Origin of the sequence: Actinomadura formosensis NBRC 14204 (genome assembly GCF_001552155.1) — a bacterium.
Taxonomy (GTDB): domain Bacteria; phylum Actinomycetota; class Actinomycetes; order Streptosporangiales; family Streptosporangiaceae; genus Spirillospora; species Spirillospora formosensis.
In genome coordinates this window covers 1-14229 of the sequence record NZ_BCQQ01000155.1, presented here as the reverse complement: position 1 = coordinate 14229, position 14229 = coordinate 1, and the positions used below count along the sequence as shown (strand labels likewise).

Genomic DNA, 14229 nt, shown 5'->3' with positions numbered 1-14229 from the left:
ACCTGCCGGGGCCGCACGCCGGCGCCGGCGCCGGCGCCGGCCGCCAGCAGTGTCAGCCGGGCCAGCCGGGTGCAGGCCGCGGCGTCGGTCACCATGCCGTGCTCGATGGGGCGGGCCGGGCCCGCGCCGGCGCGGCGGCGCCCGGCGGTGCCCCGGAGGTGATCGTCGACCGCGGACGGGCGGTCGACGATCACCTCCAGGGCGGGCAGGGTCGCGCGGATGCGGCTGCTGCCGAGGTCGAGGGCGGCGCGCGGGCCGTCCGGGGCCGCCGGCGGTGCGGTGGTCACCGTCGCCGTTGCTGGCATCCGACGCAGCGGCGCGCGTACGGGATGATCTCCAGGCGGCCTTCGGGGATGGGCTTGCGGCAGTCCCCGCACAGGCCGTAGGTGCCGTCGTCGAGGCGGATGAGGGCGGCGTCGATCTCCTCCACGTTGCCCTGGAGGGTGCCGCGGCGGGCGAGGGCGGCCTCGTCGGGTGCGCCGGTGGCCTCGGCGTCGAGGAGGGCCAGCTCTGCGATGCGGGTCCGGCGCTCCTGCTCCAGCAGTTCGCGGGCCTGCCGGGCCGCCGCGCCGCCGGGCGGGTACCCTCCGGGCACGCCGTTGACCACGCTGTTGACCGTCATCGCGATGGGCTCCCTTCGGTCGCCGGGAAAATACGTGGCGAACCTCCACCATGGGACAAGCGGGCACGGCCTGCCATGGGGTGTGGCACCCATTTGCGGGGGGCGTGAGGGTGCAGGCGGGTCAGCCGCTCCATTCGCGGCGGCGGGCCTCGGCGAGGGCGATGGCGGTGGCGACGGCGACGTTCAGCGAGCCGACGCGCCCGATCTGGGGGATGTAGGTGACGGCGTCGGCGGCGGCGAGCAGGGCGGGGGAGCAGCCGTGGTCCTCGCCGCCGACGGCGAGGCAGACGTCGCCGTCCAGCGGCGCCTCGTGCAGGGGGACGGCGTCGGCGGTGAGCTCGACGGCGACCAGGCGCAGGCCCTCCTTGCGGATGGCGGCGGCCGCCTCGGCGGGTGTTCCGGCGTGTTCCCAGGGGACGAGCCGGTCGGTGCCGAGGGCGGTCTTGGCGACGCCCCGGTGGGTGGGGGGAGTGGCGTTGCCGGCGAGCCAGAGGTGCTCGACGCCGAACACGGCGGCGCTGCGGATGATCGAACCCATGTTGAACGGCTGGGTGACGGACTCGACGAGCAGGCCGAGGCGGGCGCCGGTGCGGCGGCGCCAGTCGCGGTTGAGGCGTTTGACGTCGGTGGGGCGCAGTTGCCGGCGGCCCTGGGTGTGGTCGTGGGTGCTCATCGGGTGGGGCCTTCCGTGCGGGACGAGACGCGCAGGACGCGGTAGGCGGACCGGGAGGCGATCCGCTCGGTGGGGAAGCCCTGGGCGGTCAGCCACCGCTGGAGGGAATCGGAGCCGAGGTGCTTCTGGACGACGAGGTGGGCGAGCCCGCCCGGGGTGAGGCGGGGGAGCCAGGTGAGGAGGAGGTCGTGCAGGGCGGCCTTGCCGATGCGGATCGGCGGGTTCGACCAGATCGCGGTGAACCGCAGCGCGGGGTCGATCTCGTCCGCCAAGCTGAACCTTACATTGTCAAGGCCGGCGGCTTTGGCGTTGCTCTCAGCGTTTTCCAACGCACGCCGGTTCACATCAGCACCCCAAACCGTCGCCGACGGCGAACGCTTCGCCAGGGTGAGGGCGATGGGGCCGTATCCGCAGCCGAGGTCGAGCAGGTTCCCCTCCTGCGGCGGCGGGGGGACGGTCTCCAGCAGGACGCGGGTGCCGGGGTCGATGCGGTCGGGGGAGAACACGCCGCTGTCGGTTTCGAGCCGCAGGTGCAGGTCGGGCAGGACGAGGTCGACGGTGCGGCGCCGGCTGGCGGCCTCGGGCCGCTCGGCGAAGTAGTGATCCCCCACGTCCGCCGACGCTATCAGTGCCCGCGGCTTGGACGGGCGCGGTCAGGGCGGGCCCGGATCAGGGCAGGCGGGAGAACCAGGCGAGGGAGACGCCGCCGGCGCCGAGGGCGAACAGCAGCGCGAGGCCGATGTAGCGGGCGGCGACGTCGCGGTGCTCGGTCTTGAAGCCGAGGGAACTGCCGATGTTGGTGTACACGTCGCGGAGCTGGCCGGCGTCGGCGGCCTCGTAGGCCCTGCCCTCGGTGCTGTCGGCGAGGGTCTTCAGCGTCTCCTTGTTGACCGAGACGCTGGTGGTCTCGCCCTCGATGTCGACGGTGCCGTACGGGGTGCCGAACGCGATGGTGGAGACGGGGATGTGGGCGACGCGGCTGGCGTCGATGGCCTCCTGGACGGACCGCCCGGTGGTGTTGTCCCCGTCGGACAGCAGAACGATGTGGGCGGGCGGCGGGTCCTGCCGGGCCTCGGCGTCGAAGGACCGGACGGCCTGCAGGGAGGTGAAGACGGCTTCGCCGATGGCGGTGCGCTTGGCGAGGACGAGCTGGTCGAGGGAGGCGATGGCGGCCTCCCGGTCGGCGGACGGCGCCGCGACGAGGTTGGCGCTGCCGGCGAACGCGACGACGCCGACGTTGAAGCGTCCGGGCAGGTCGCCGATGAACTTCTTGGCGGCGGCCTTGGCGGCGTCGAGGCGGCTGGGGGAGACGTCGCGGGCCATCATCGACAGCGACACGTCGACGGCGACCATGATGGTGGCGCGGTCGCGGGGGACCTTGACGGAGCTGGCGGGCCGCGCGAACCCGATCATCATCAGGATGATCATGATGAGGAACAGGGCGGCGGCGACGTGCCGGCGCCAGCCGGGCCGCCGTGGGGCGACCTGGGACAGCAGCGCGAGGTTGGTGAAGCGGACGGCGTACCGGCCGCGGCGCAGCTGCGCGAGCAGGTAGCCGGCGGCCAGCAGCGGCAGGAGGCCGAGCAGCCAGAGGCGTTCGGGTGACAGGAAGGTCATGGGCGCACTCCCGCGGTGGTGACGGGCCGGCCTGCGGCGCGGCGCTGGCGGAGGGCGAAGCGTGCGACGTCGGTGATCCAGTCGCGGTCGGTGCGCAGGACGAGGTGGTGGGCGCCGCAGCGGCGCAGGGCGGTGCGGGTGCGCTCGCGCTGGGCGGCGGCTGCGGCGGCGTACCGTTCGCGGACGCGGCGGCTGAGCACGATCTCGTGGACGGTTCCGGTCTCGGGGTCGGCCATCTCGACGAGTCCGACGTCGGGGAGGTCGAGTTCGCGGGGGTCGATGATCTCGATGGCGAGGACCTGGTGGCGGGCGGCGAGGCGGCGCAGGGGGCGTTCCCAGCCGGGCCGGCCGTGGGGGCCTTGGCCGGGGTCGTCGCCGTCGGGGGTGAGGAAGTCGGAGATGATGACGCGCAGGCCGCGGCGGGTCTGGCCGCGGTCGAGGGCGGTGATGGCGGCGGCGAGGTCGCGGGGTGCGGTGGGGACGGTGCGGGCCCGGCCGTTGCGGGTGTCGTGGGCGGACTGGGCGTCCAGGACGGTCTGCAGGAGGGCGTGGAGGGCGGCTTTGCCGGTGCGGGCGGGCCAGCGGCGCATCCCGTCGGTGTGCAGGAGGTAGGCGCCGGCGCGGTCGCCGAGGCGGACGGTGAGGAAGCCGACGGCGGCGAGGGCGGCGACGGCGAGGTCGCGTTTGATCATGGTGCCGGTGCCGAAGTCCATGCTGGGGGTGAGGTCGACGAGGGCCCAGGCTTCGAGTTCGTGGTCGGCGACGAGGTCGCGGACGTGGGGGGTGGTGGTGCGGGCGGTGACGGCCCAGTCCATGTGGCGGACGTCGTCTTCGCCGGGCTGGTAGAGGCGGGCTTCGGCGAGTTCGGTGCCGGGGCCGGGGAGCAGGCCGAGGTGTTCGCCGTTGAGCAGGCCGTCGAGGCGGCGGGTGACCTGGAGTTCGAGGCGGCGCAGGGTGCGTTCGGGGGCGAGGTGGGCGAGTTTGCCGTCGCGCCGGCGCCGGCCCGTGGTGCGCCCGGTGTTCATGCGGTGGTCACCGCCGCCGCTCCGTGGTTCCAGACGACGCGGGGTGGGGGGACGGCGGTGAGGATCTGGGTGATGACGTCGGCGGGGTCGATGCCGTCGGCGAGGGAGTCGAAGGTGAGGACGAGGCGGTGGGCCATGACGTCGCGGGCGACGGCGTGGACGTCGTCGGGCAGGACGTAGTCGCGTCCGGACAGCAGGGCGAGGGCGCGGGCGGCGGCGACGAGGCCGAGGGTGGCGCGGGGGCTGGCGCCGATTTCGATGACGCCGCGCAGGTCGGGCAGGCGGTACTGCTCGGGTTCGCGGGTGGCCATGACGAGGCGGACGATGTAGTCGGCGATGAGTTCGTGGACGGAGACCTCTTCGGCGGCGCGTTGGAGTCCGGCGAGGTGGTCGGTGTCGAGGAGTTGGGCGGCTTCGGGTGGGTCGACGCTCATCCGCTGGAGGATCTGGAGTTCTTCGTGGGCGGCGGGGTGGCGGACGTCGATTTTCATGAGGAAGCGGTCGCGCTGGGCTTCGGGGAGGGGGTAGACGCCTTCGGATTCGATGGGGTTCTGGGTGGCGAGGACGATGAAGGGTTTGGGGAGGGGGTAGGTGTTGCCGCCGAGGGAGACCTGGCGTTCGGCCATGACCTCCAGGAGGGCGGACTGGACTTTGGCGGGGGCGCGGTTGATTTCGTCGGCGAGGACGAAGTTGACGAAGACGGGGCCGAGTTCGACGTCGAATTGTTCGGTGGAGGGGTGGTAGATGCGGGTGCCGACGATGTCGGAGGGGACGAGGTCGGGGGTGAACTGGAGGCGGGCGAAGGTGCCGCCGACGACTTGGGCGAGGGTGCCGACGGCGAGGGTCTTGGCGACGCCGGGGACGCCTTCGATGAGGCAGTGGCCGCGGGCGAGGAGTGCGACGATCATGCGTTCGACCATGTGGTCTTGGCCGACGATGACTTTTTTGACTTCGGTGAGGGTGTTTTGCAGGAGTGCGGCGGCGTCGTCGACATCCGTGGCGGCGATGGTCATGGTGGCAGTCCCCTCGCTGTCCCTGGTGTGCCTGTCCGTCGTGTGCCGGTGGGCGCCTTAAGACCCTACCGATCACCTGTACCCGTTCGTTCGTGATACGTGCGCTCGGGGGCTGATCGGTTCAAGGGTGATCGTCCAGGGGTGGTGGGGCTGTCCTCGGCCCGGTGGTGGGGCGTGGTTGTTAGTGTGGCGGCCATGTCGAGGCCGTTGCCGCCGGGTGATCCTGTTCATCTGGGGCCGTTTCGTTTGTCGGCGCGCTTGTCGGAGTCCGCCGCCGGGATCGTGTTCCTGGGGGTGGACGGTGAGGGCCGGCGGGTGAGTGTGGCGGTGTTGAACCGTGGTGCTGCGGGGGATGCGGCGGCGCGGGATCGGTTCCGTGCGGCGATCAATGCGGCGGTGCCCGCGCGGGGCGGGGTGCCGGGTGCCGTGCGGGGGCGGGATGAGGGTGCGGGGGGTGCGGCGCCGGTGGTGGCGGCGCAGCCGGATGGTCCGGCGCCGTGGGTGGCGACGGTGTACGAGGCGGACCGGGTGGGGGCGGAGCGGTTTTTGGAGCCGGTGGTGTTGCGGGGGGCGGATCGGGGCTGGTGGGGTGGTCGGCGGCGTGGCCCGCAGTTCCAGCCGTATTGGCTGGGGTCGGGGGAGCCGGCGTTGGAGGGGCCGCCGGCGGGTGTGGTGGGGGAGCGTCCGCCGGAGCGGAATCTGGTGGCGGCGGTGGTGGCGTTGGCGGGGGCGCTGCTGGTGCTGGCGTTGCTGATGGGGGTGTTGTTCGCGTGTCAGCCGGTGGTGCGGGAGCCGGCGCCGGAGCCGCCGGAGCCGGCGCCGTCGTTCCGGGCGCCGTCGCAGTCGCCGGTGCCGACGTCGCCGCGGCCGTCGCCGTCGGGTGCGCCGACGTCGCCGTCGCGTCCGGGGTCGCCGTCTCCGGCGCCGTCGCCGTCGGGTGGCAGTGGCGGGGGTGATGGTGCGCCGTTGTGAGTGGTCGCGGGTGAGGCGGGGGGAGCGGTGTTGTCCGGCGGGGTGGGGGCGGTGATCATGGGGGGATGGTGGAGAGTCTGCTCGCGTTTGCGGGTGCGGCGGTGCTGATCGCGATGGCGCCGGGGCCGAGCACGGTGGTGATCATGCGTCAGTCGATGCGGTCGGGGCGGCGTGCGGGGCTGGCGACGGTGCTGGGGAACGAGGCGGGTGTGCTGGTGTGGGGGTGGCGGCGGCGGTGGGGCTGTCGGCGCTGCTGGCGGCGTCGCGGGTGGCGCATGAGGGGTTGCGGGTGGCGGGTGCGGTGGTGTTGGTGTGGTTCGGGGTGCGGGCGCTGTGGCAGGCGCGGCGTGGTGGCCGGCCGGGTGGGGTGGTGCCGGAGGTGGGGGGTGCGGTGTCGTCGGGGTGGCGGTGTTTCCGGTTGGGGCTGGTGACGAATTTCGCCAATCCGAAGGCGGGGGTGTTCGCGGTGTCGTTTCTTCCGCAGTTCGTGCCGCAGGGGTGGCCGGTGGGGTGGGTGCTGGTGGGGTTCTCGGTGCTGTGGGCGTTGATCGACTTGGCCTGGTACACGGCGGTGGTGTGGTCGGTGGGGGCGGCGCGGCGGTTGCTGGGGCGTCCGGTGGTGCGGCGGCGGCTGGATCAGGTGTCGGGTGTGGTGCTGGTGGGGTTGGGTGTGCGGTTGGCGGCGGAGGCGCGTTGACGGACGAGTGGGTGGGTGTTTTGTCACATTTTCATGATCGATTTTTGGGGGTGGTGGTCGTAGCCTGGGGCGATGACCGCTCTGGATGATCTGACCGACCGGTACGCCGACGAGCTCGCCATGCTGGATCCGTGCCTGGCGGCGTTGATGGGGATCGCGGGGCAGGATGCGCGGCTGACCGACTACGGCCCGGACGGGGCGGCGGCCCGCGCGGATCTGACGCGGCGGACGCTGGCGGAGCTGGACCGTACGCCGGTGGAGGGTGATGCGGGGCGGGTCGCGGCGGCGGTGCTGCGGGAGCGGCTGGAGGTGGAGCGGGCGCTGGACGAGGCGGGGGTGCACGAGGGGTTCCTGGACACCACCGACGGGCCGGTTCAGCGGCTGCGGATGGCGTTCGAGCTGCTGGATCAGGGGGCGGGGACCGACTGGGAGGCGGTGTGGGCGCGGCTGCGGGCGCTGCCGGGCGCGCTGGCGGGGCTGCGGGTGTCGCTGGAGCGGGCGTCGGGGGCGGGGCGGGGTTCGGCGCGGCGGCAGGTGCTGCGGAGTGCGCGGGAGTGTGCGGAGTTCCCGGGTTATCTGGCGGGTTTGGCGTCCCGGTACGGGGACGGGCCGCTGCGGGACGGGCTGGTGGAGGCGGCGCGGGCGGCGGGGGCGGCGCTGGGGGAGTTCGCGTCGTTCCTGACGGGGGTGCTGGCGCCGCGGGCGCCGGAGCGGGATGCGCTGGGCGCGGACCGGTACCGGCTGGGGGTGCGGGAGTTCCTCGGCACCGAGCTGGACTTGGCGGAGACGTACGCGTGGGGCTGGGAGGAGCTGGCGCGGATCGAGGCGGAGATGGCCGAGGCGGCGGCCGAGATCCTGCCGGGTGAGCCGCTGCCGGCGGTGATGGCGGCTTTGGACGCCGACCCGGCGCACCGGATCACGGGCGCGGAGGCGTTCCGGGGGTGGATTCAGGAGCTGGCGGATCGGGCGATCGCGGAGCTGGACGGGGTGCATTTCGACATTCCGGAGCCGTTGCGGCGGATCGAGTGCCGGATTCCGACGGTGGAGTCGGGGGTCTACTACCTGGCGCCGGCGGAGGACCTGTCGCGTCCGGGGACGGTGTGGTGGACGGTGGACGGTCCGGACGCGGAGGTCGTGACGTGGACGGTGCCGACGACGATGTTCCACGAGGGGGTGCCGGGTCATCATCTGCAGTTGGGGATGACGACGCTGAATCGGCGGCTGGACCGGTTCCACCGGCTGTCGAGCGAGCTGCATCCCGGGTATTGCGAGGGGTGGGGGTTGTACGCCGAGCGGCTGATGGGGGAGCTGGGGTATTACCGGGATCCGGCGCACCGGCTGGGGATGCTGGTGGGCGGGCAGCGGTTCCGGGCGGCGCGGGTGGTGCTGGACATCGGGATGCATCTGGAGCTGCCGATCCCGGAGGGGACGGGGTTCCATGAGGGGGAGCGGTGGACGCCGGAGTTGGGGGTGGAGTTCCTGCGGTCGAGGAAGGGCCCGGATCCCGATTCGATGGTGGCGTTCGAGATCGACCGGTATCTGGGGCGTCCGGGGCAGGCGATCGCCTACAAGCTGGGGGAGAAGGTGTGGCTGGAGGCGCGGGACGCGGCGCGGCGCCGTGCGGGTGCGGTGTTCGATCTGAAGGAGTTCCATCGGCGGGCGCTGGAGTTGGGGCCGATGGGCCTGGATCTGCTGCGTGCTGAACTGGCCCGCACCTGACAGGGGTCAGACGGGTTCGGAGGGGTTGAGGCGGGGCCGGGCGGGGCTGCGGAGCGTGTCGATGCCGGTTTCGCGGAGCCGGCGGCCCACCGCAAGGGCGGCGGTGGCGGTGTCGGTGACGGCGGAGGAGGGGCCGGGGGGCGGGCCGTCGGGGCTGCGGGCGAGATGGCAGGCGGTCTCGTCGCCGGGCGTGAGGACCTGCTTGGTGTAGTCGGGCGGCCAGTGCAGGAGTATGCGGCGGCCGCAGGTGGGGCACGCCCATTCCTCGTGCCCGGACTCCGCGGTCCGGATCAGCTGCATCTCGTGCGTCCTGTGTACGACGGTGACCCCTCCCGGTGATTCGTTGGCGGATTCCGGTAAAGGCTCGCCTCTTTGGGATTTCCCACGTCAAAGTGGTTAAACGGCAGGGGCAAGAGTCTTTAAGGTCGAGACTGTGCGGGGTTGGGGGCGGCCGGAACGCCGGTGAGGGCGCGGTGGACGGCGCCGCCGATCTCCGCGATCGCCTCGGCGGGGCGGCGCGCGAATGTGCCCCAGCCGAGGAAACCGTGGTCCAGGCCCGTCCCGGTGATGAGGGTGACGGGGACGCCGGCGGCGCGCAGGCGGGCGGCGTGCCGTTCGGCCTGGGGGCGCAGCCGGTCGTATTCGGCGGTCGCGATGATCGCGGGGGGCAGTCCGGAGGGGTCGGGGTCCAGCAGCGGGGAGACGTCGGGGCGGGTGCGGTCGGTGCCGCGCAGGTAGGCGGCCAGGGCGCGGCGCATCCCGGACCGCATCCCGGAGTGCGGTATCGGCAGCCCGTCGGGGTCGGGTGGGGGCGGCGGGACGTCCCGCAGGTCGAGCGCCGGGTACAGCAGGACCTGCAGGGTGGGCCGGGCGGGTCCCGGCCGGCGCAGGAGCCCGGCCGCCGCGGCGGCGAGCTGCCCGCCCGCGCTGTCGCCGGCGACCCCGATCCGGGTGGCGTCCAGGCCCAGCGGGGCGGCGCCCCGGACGGTCCAGCGGACGGTGGCGACGGCGTCGTCCAGCGCGGCGGGGAAGGGGTCCTCGGGCGGGCGCCGGTACCCGACCGACACCCACGCGACGCCGCTGGCGGCGGTGAGTGCCCGCACGACAGGGTCGTAGGAGTCGACGTCGCCGAGCACCCAGCCGCCGCCGTGGAAGTAGACCAGTGCGGGCGCCGGCCCGTCGGTGGCGGGCCGGTACAGCCGGGCGGGCAGCGGCCCCGCCGCCCCGTCCATGACCAGGTCCCGGACGGTGCCGGCGGGCACGCGGGGGGAGCGGGCGAGGTCGGCGGCGTGCGCGCGGCGCGCGTCCTGGACCGTCCCGCCCGGCTCGGCGGGTTCGGCGAGGCGGCGCCGCAGGAACGCCAGGTATTGCGGGTCGCGGCCCCTCACGTCCCCGAGCCTACGTCGCCGGGGCCTTGTTCCCGCCCGGAGAACCCGGCCCGGGAAAACCCGTTGGGCCCGCGGGGGCGGCCGCTCTACGATCACGCGCATGGGTTCGCTGATCGGCGCGGCGCGGGTGGTCGTCTCCGCCGCCGCCTACATCCGGCTGCGTGAGCGCCGCCCCGTCCTGGACCGCCGGGTACGCGCTGCCGCCTGACCTTTCCCGCGGGCCGCAGCGCCCGCGCCGCCCGGTGATGCGCGACCTGCGCGTCACCCGGCCGCCGTGCCGCGGGCACGGCCTGCGAGAGCACGGCCTGCGCCGCCGCGTGCCCGTGACCGTCCAGGGCCTCCCGATGTCCCTGACCCTCGGGAACCGCGCGGACCCCGGGGAACCGCGCGGCGGCAGCCCCTCCAGGGGAAAACCCGTTGCGGCGCCGCGCGGCCGCGGGGCACGCTGTGATCACGCGGACGCCCCCGGCGGATGTGGGTTCGACTCCCACCGGCGTCTCTGGTCCCGTCCCCGCTGTCACCCTGGGGACGGGACACCCGGCCCGGCCGGGCAGGGTCAGCCGGGCAGGGTCAGGCGATCTCGCGCAGCCGGGCGTCCAGGGCGTGCAGGTCGGGGACGAACCACACGTGGTCGGCGGTGTTCGACTCCCGCACCAGGGCGGCCAGCGCCGGGCTGGCCGCCGTCCACCGCCCGATGTCGCCGACGATCGCCAGCCGCAGCCGGTAGGTGACGAACTTCTGCATGATCTCCCCGGCGAGCCGGGTGCCCAGCGAGAAGAACTGCTCGTCCAGCCGCGCCGCGGGCACCGCCACGACCTCCGCGCCCAGGAACGACGCGCCGATCAGTTCCAGCGCATCGTCCACGGTGCTGATCGGCGGGCCGTCCGGGGCGCACACCAGCACCGTCATCCCCGCCCGCTCCTGCACCAGGTCAGCCATCGTCGTCCTCCCCGTCCGGCCGCCCGTCCAGCAGCCCGTTCTCGCCGCTGATCACCGCGTCGAGCATGTGCAGCACATCGGCGGTGGCCGCGGCGCCGCCCAGGATCACGATCTTCATCCGGTTGCGTTCCTCGTCGTGGACGACCTGCAGGCGCAGCGCCCGCCCGGGATCGCCGGCGCCAGTGCCGGCGCCGGCCTGCACGAGCGTGGCCAGCCGGCCCGCCGCGTCCCGCCCGACCCCCTCGATCTGGACGATGCTCGACACCTCCACCGAGCCGGGCGCGGGTGCGGGCCGCCCGGTCAGCGCCTCCAGGTCGGCGCGCGCCACCCGGTACTGCTTGCCGATCCGCACCGCCTTGAGCCGGCCGTCCCGGATGTAGCCGCGCACCGTCCGCACATGCAGACCCAGCAGCCCGGCCACCTCCTCGACCGAGTACATTTTCTCCTCCATCACTCCCTAACCTAGCTGAAATAAGGAGCGATAGGGAACTTTACGACCCTTCGCGATGCTCTCGCCGGGTGTGCCGGGGCGCTGACGGCGGCGGGGGCAGGGCGCCGGCGATGCAGTCCAGGACGCGGTCCAGCCCGTAGCGGAACTGCTCCTCGGGGTCCATGTGGGGCAGCCGCGCGTCCCTCACGATCCGCTCGAACATCGGGTACCGGCCGGTGTCCAGCAGTTCGCGGACGTAGGGGGCGTTCTGCGTCATCCAGCGTTCCGGGGTCATCCCGCTCTGCCGCATCTCCCGCATCCACTCGATCTCACCGCGCACGACGCGCTCGACGTAGCCGTTCAGCATGTCCAGCAGGGTGAGCATCTCGTCGATGGGGACACCGACGTCCAGGGCGCCGAACGCGAACTCCAGCAGCCGCAGCCGGTTCGGGCCGAGCGTGGCGCGCGGGCGGTACAGGCCCACCAGCCACGGATGCCGCCGCCACGCCGCCCGGGTGTTCTCGGCGATCAGCGTCAGGTCGGCGCGCCAGTCCCCGGTGGGACGGTCGGGGATGTCCATTTCCAGCAGCACATGGTCGATCATCAGCTCGATCAGGTCGTCGCGGGACGGGACGTAGCGGTACAGCGACATCGCGCCCGTGCCGAGGTCGGCCGCGATGCGGCGCATGGAGGCGGCCTCCAGCCCCTCGGCGTCGGCGATGCGGATCGCCGCCTCGGTGATCTGGGCGCGGCTGTAGGCGGGGCGCGGCCCCCGGCCCTGCCGCTCGGGCATCGACCAGATGCTGACGTGCCGCTCGCCGCCGGTCACCGAACCTCCTGCTCGCCGTCGTTGTGAGCATCCTAGTTGCGTACGCCGTACCCGGTTGTCTATCGTAGATGCGTACGCTGTACCCAGAGGAGGCGGAGTGACGAACGAACCGATCGTGGTGGCCGAGGCGCTACGCAAGCGCTACGGCACCACCCAGGCCCTGGACGGCCTCGACCTCGCCGTCCCCGCCGGGACCGTCTGCGGCGTGCTCGGCCCCAACGGCGCCGGCAAGACCACCGCCGTGCGCATCCTGGCGACCCTGGCCGACGCCGACTCCGGGCACGCCCGCATCGCCGGCCACGACATCGCCCGCCACCCCGACCGGGTCCGCGCCCGCATCGGGCTGGCCGGCCAGCACGCCGCCGTCGACGAGAAGCTCACCGGACGCGGCAACCTGCGCATGTTCGGCCGCCTCCACCACCTGTCCGGACGCGACGCCCGCCGCCGCGCCGACGAACTGCTGGAACGGTTCGGGCTGATGGACGCCGCCGACCGGCAGGTGAGCGGCTACTCCGGCGGGATGCGGCGCCGCCTCGACCTGATCGCCAGCCTGATCCTGCGCCCCCAGGTGCTGTTCCTGGACGAGCCCACCACCGGCCTGGACCCCCGCAGCCGCGGCGAGATCTGGGACGCCGTCCGCGACCTGGTCGCCGACGGCACCACCGTCCTGCTTACCACCCAGTACCTGGACGAGGCCGACCACCTCGCCGACGACATCGCCGTCGTCGACCACGGCCGCGTCATCGCCACCGGCACCCCCGACCGGCTGAAGGCATCCATCGGCGACCGCCTCGACGTCGTCCTCGGCGACCCCGCCGACGCCGGTGCCGCCGCCGGCGTCCTGTACGCCCTCGCCGGGGCCCACCCCGCCCTGGACGGCGCCCGGCTGTCGGTCCCGCTGCCCGCCGGCGCCGTCCGGCTCGCCGACGTCGTCCGCGAACTCGACCGCGCCGGCATCACCGCCGCCGACGCCGGACTGCGCCGCCCCACCCTCGACGAGGTGTTCCTGCGCCTCACCGCCGGCCCCGCCGGAGACCAGGCGGGCGACCAGGCCGGCGAGCGCGAGAAGGAGACCGCCCGATGACCGCCCTCACCGCCCACGCCGGACGGCTGCGCTGGGCCCTCGCCGACGGCCTCACCCTCATCGGACGCGAACTGTCGCGCGTCCGCCGCGAACCCGGCGAGCTCATCGCCGCGCTGATCTTCCCCGCCGTCATGGTCGTGCTGTTCGGGTACGTGTTCGGCAGCGCGATCTCCGTCCCCGGCGGCGGCGACTACCGCGAATACCTGATGCCCGGCCTGTTCGCCATGGTCACCTTCACCGCCACCATGGCCGTCACCATGCGGGTCGCCACCGACGCCTCCCGCGGCGTCATGGACCGGTTCCGCTCCATGCCGATGGCCCGCTCGGCCGTCCCGTTCGGGCAGACCGGCGCCGAGATCCTCAACGGCGTCCTCGGCATGGCCGTCATGGCGGCGGCCGGGCTGCTGGTCGGATGGCGCGCCCACCGCGGGATCGGGCCCACCGCCGAGGCGTTCGCGCTGCTGGCGCTGATGCGGTACGCGCTCAGCTGGGCCGGCTGCTACCTCGGGCTCGTGGTGAAGAACGAGCAGACCGCCGACCAGCTGATGCCACTGGTGTTCCCGGTCACGATGCTGTCCAACTCCTTCGTCCCCACCGGCGGCATGCCGAAGGTCCTGCAGGTCATCGCCGACTGGAACCCCGTCAGCGCCCTCACCGCCGCCTGCCGCGGCCTGTTCGGCAACCCCGGTGCGCCCGCCGCGTCCCGCACCGGGGATCTGGCGTGGCCCGTCGCGCACCCCGTCGCCGCCACCCTCGGCTGGGCGGTGGTGCTGCTGGCGATCTTCGTCCCGCTGTCGGTGCGCACCTACCGGACACGCGGCCGCTAGCGACGGAACCAGCGGGGGCGCTCGGAAGTTATGGTGATTTGGGGGGCGGATCGCGATGAGAGGCGTGACCGTGGACGACGACAGGGACCGGGACGACAGGGAGCGGCGCGACGGCGGGCTCGTGGAGCGGGCCGACCGGGCCGCCGCCGAGCGGCTGGAGGAGATCTGGGACGGGCTGGCGCCGGCCGCCGCGACCGCCGCGCGGCTGGCCGCGCAGGCCGGGGAACCGGTGCGCGACACCGCCCGTGACGCCGCCGCGCTCGCCGCGGCCCGCGTCCTGGAGCAGCTGTCGGGCACACCCGCCATGCGGGTGATCGAGCAGGCCGCGCGGGACGCCGCCGTCCGGGCCGCGAGCGCCGCCGCCGAGCGTGCCGTCACCGAGGCCCGCGCCGCC

At 73.8% G+C, this 14229-nt stretch carries 17 protein-coding genes and 1 pseudogene; 5 read left to right on the top strand and 13 right to left on the bottom strand.

The genetic code is table 11. The annotated features are described in order from the left end of the window. The 8 genes from AF1_RS28765 to AF1_RS34900 form a co-directional block, all read right to left on the bottom strand. On the bottom strand, positions 1 to 287 hold a 287-nt coding region (locus tag AF1_RS28765; RefSeq protein WP_217999855.1), incomplete at its 3' end, for a hypothetical protein. Beyond that, on the bottom strand, positions 284 to 622 hold the full coding sequence (locus AF1_RS28760; RefSeq protein ID WP_067806258.1) for a TraR/DksA family transcriptional regulator: 339 nt from the start codon (positions 620 to 622) through the stop codon (positions 284 to 286). The genes AF1_RS28760 and AF1_RS28765, both read right to left, overlap by 4 nt. Before the next feature lie 121 nt (positions 623 to 743). After that, on the bottom strand, positions 744 to 1295 hold the full coding sequence (locus AF1_RS28755; RefSeq protein WP_067806255.1) for a TrmH family RNA methyltransferase: 552 nt from the start codon (positions 1293 to 1295) through the stop codon (positions 744 to 746). Further along, complete coding sequence (locus tag AF1_RS28750) at positions 1292 to 1906, bottom strand: class I SAM-dependent methyltransferase (protein WP_067806252.1); 615 nt, start codon at positions 1904 to 1906, stop codon at positions 1292 to 1294. Before AF1_RS28750 ends, AF1_RS28755 begins: the two co-directional genes overlap by 4 nt. Before the next feature lie 58 nt (positions 1907 to 1964). Continuing rightward, a complete protein-coding gene (locus AF1_RS28745; RefSeq protein WP_067806249.1) occupies positions 1965 to 2912 on the bottom strand; it encodes a VWA domain-containing protein in 948 nt (315 codons plus the stop codon). Then, a complete protein-coding gene (locus AF1_RS28740) occupies positions 2909 to 3937 on the bottom strand; it encodes a DUF58 domain-containing protein (protein WP_084263435.1) in 1029 nt (342 codons plus the stop codon). The genes AF1_RS28745 and AF1_RS28740 overlap by 4 nt, the downstream gene beginning before the upstream one ends. Beyond that, on the bottom strand, positions 3934 to 4950 hold the full coding sequence (locus AF1_RS28735; RefSeq protein ID WP_067806246.1) for an AAA family ATPase: 1017 nt from the start codon (positions 4948 to 4950) through the stop codon (positions 3934 to 3936). The genes AF1_RS28740 and AF1_RS28735 overlap by 4 nt, the downstream gene beginning before the upstream one ends. Positions 4951 to 5723: 773 nt before the next feature. Beyond that, positions 5724 to 5981 (bottom strand): hypothetical protein, encoded by a 258-nt coding sequence (locus AF1_RS34900; RefSeq protein ID WP_067806239.1) that lies wholly within the window; start codon positions 5979 to 5981, stop codon positions 5724 to 5726. A 6-nt stretch (positions 5982 to 5987) separates the two neighbouring features. On the opposite strand from AF1_RS34900, the pseudogene AF1_RS28725 reads away from it, so the two are divergent. Continuing rightward, positions 5988 to 6619 (top strand): annotated as a pseudogene (locus AF1_RS28725) (LysE family translocator). 72 nt (positions 6620 to 6691) lie between these two features. Continuing rightward, complete coding sequence (locus AF1_RS28720; RefSeq protein ID WP_067806237.1) at positions 6692 to 8338, top strand: DUF885 domain-containing protein; 1647 nt, start codon at positions 6692 to 6694, stop codon at positions 8336 to 8338. 6 nt (positions 8339 to 8344) lie between these two features. Here AF1_RS28720 and AF1_RS35715 read toward each other — a convergent pair whose 3' ends face one another. From AF1_RS35715 to AF1_RS28695, 5 genes are all read right to left on the bottom strand, one after another. Continuing rightward, entirely contained in the window at positions 8345 to 8638 is a 294-nt protein-coding gene (locus AF1_RS35715) for a hypothetical protein (RefSeq protein ID WP_067806233.1), read from the bottom strand. Between the two features lie 119 nt (positions 8639 to 8757). Next, complete coding sequence (locus AF1_RS28710; RefSeq protein ID WP_067806228.1) at positions 8758 to 9726, bottom strand: alpha/beta hydrolase; 969 nt, start codon at positions 9724 to 9726, stop codon at positions 8758 to 8760. Between the two features lie 570 nt (positions 9727 to 10296). Continuing rightward, positions 10297 to 10665 (bottom strand): DUF4180 domain-containing protein, encoded by a 369-nt coding sequence (locus AF1_RS28705; protein WP_067806224.1) that lies wholly within the window; start codon positions 10663 to 10665, stop codon positions 10297 to 10299. Next, positions 10658 to 11116, bottom strand: a complete 459-nt coding sequence (locus AF1_RS28700) for a helix-turn-helix domain-containing protein (protein WP_067806221.1) — start codon at positions 11114 to 11116, stop codon at positions 10658 to 10660. The genes AF1_RS28705 and AF1_RS28700 overlap by 8 nt, the downstream gene beginning before the upstream one ends. Positions 11117 to 11156: 40 nt before the next feature. Further along, positions 11157 to 11924 (bottom strand): TetR/AcrR family transcriptional regulator, encoded by a 768-nt coding sequence (locus tag AF1_RS28695; RefSeq protein WP_067806218.1) that lies wholly within the window; start codon positions 11922 to 11924, stop codon positions 11157 to 11159. Between the two features lie 97 nt (positions 11925 to 12021). Between AF1_RS28695 and AF1_RS28690 the strand changes: the two genes are divergently transcribed. The 3 genes from AF1_RS28690 to AF1_RS28680 all read left to right on the top strand — a co-directional run. Further along, positions 12022 to 13008 (top strand): ATP-binding cassette domain-containing protein, encoded by a 987-nt coding sequence (locus AF1_RS28690; RefSeq protein ID WP_242609044.1) that lies wholly within the window; start codon positions 12022 to 12024, stop codon positions 13006 to 13008. Next, a complete protein-coding gene (locus AF1_RS28685; RefSeq protein ID WP_067806215.1) occupies positions 13005 to 13835 on the top strand; it encodes an ABC transporter permease in 831 nt (276 codons plus the stop codon). Before AF1_RS28690 ends, AF1_RS28685 begins: the two co-directional genes overlap by 4 nt. A gap of 70 nt (positions 13836 to 13905) precedes the next feature. Next, on the top strand, positions 13906 to 14229 hold a 324-nt coding region (locus AF1_RS28680; RefSeq protein WP_217999854.1), incomplete at its 3' end, for a hypothetical protein.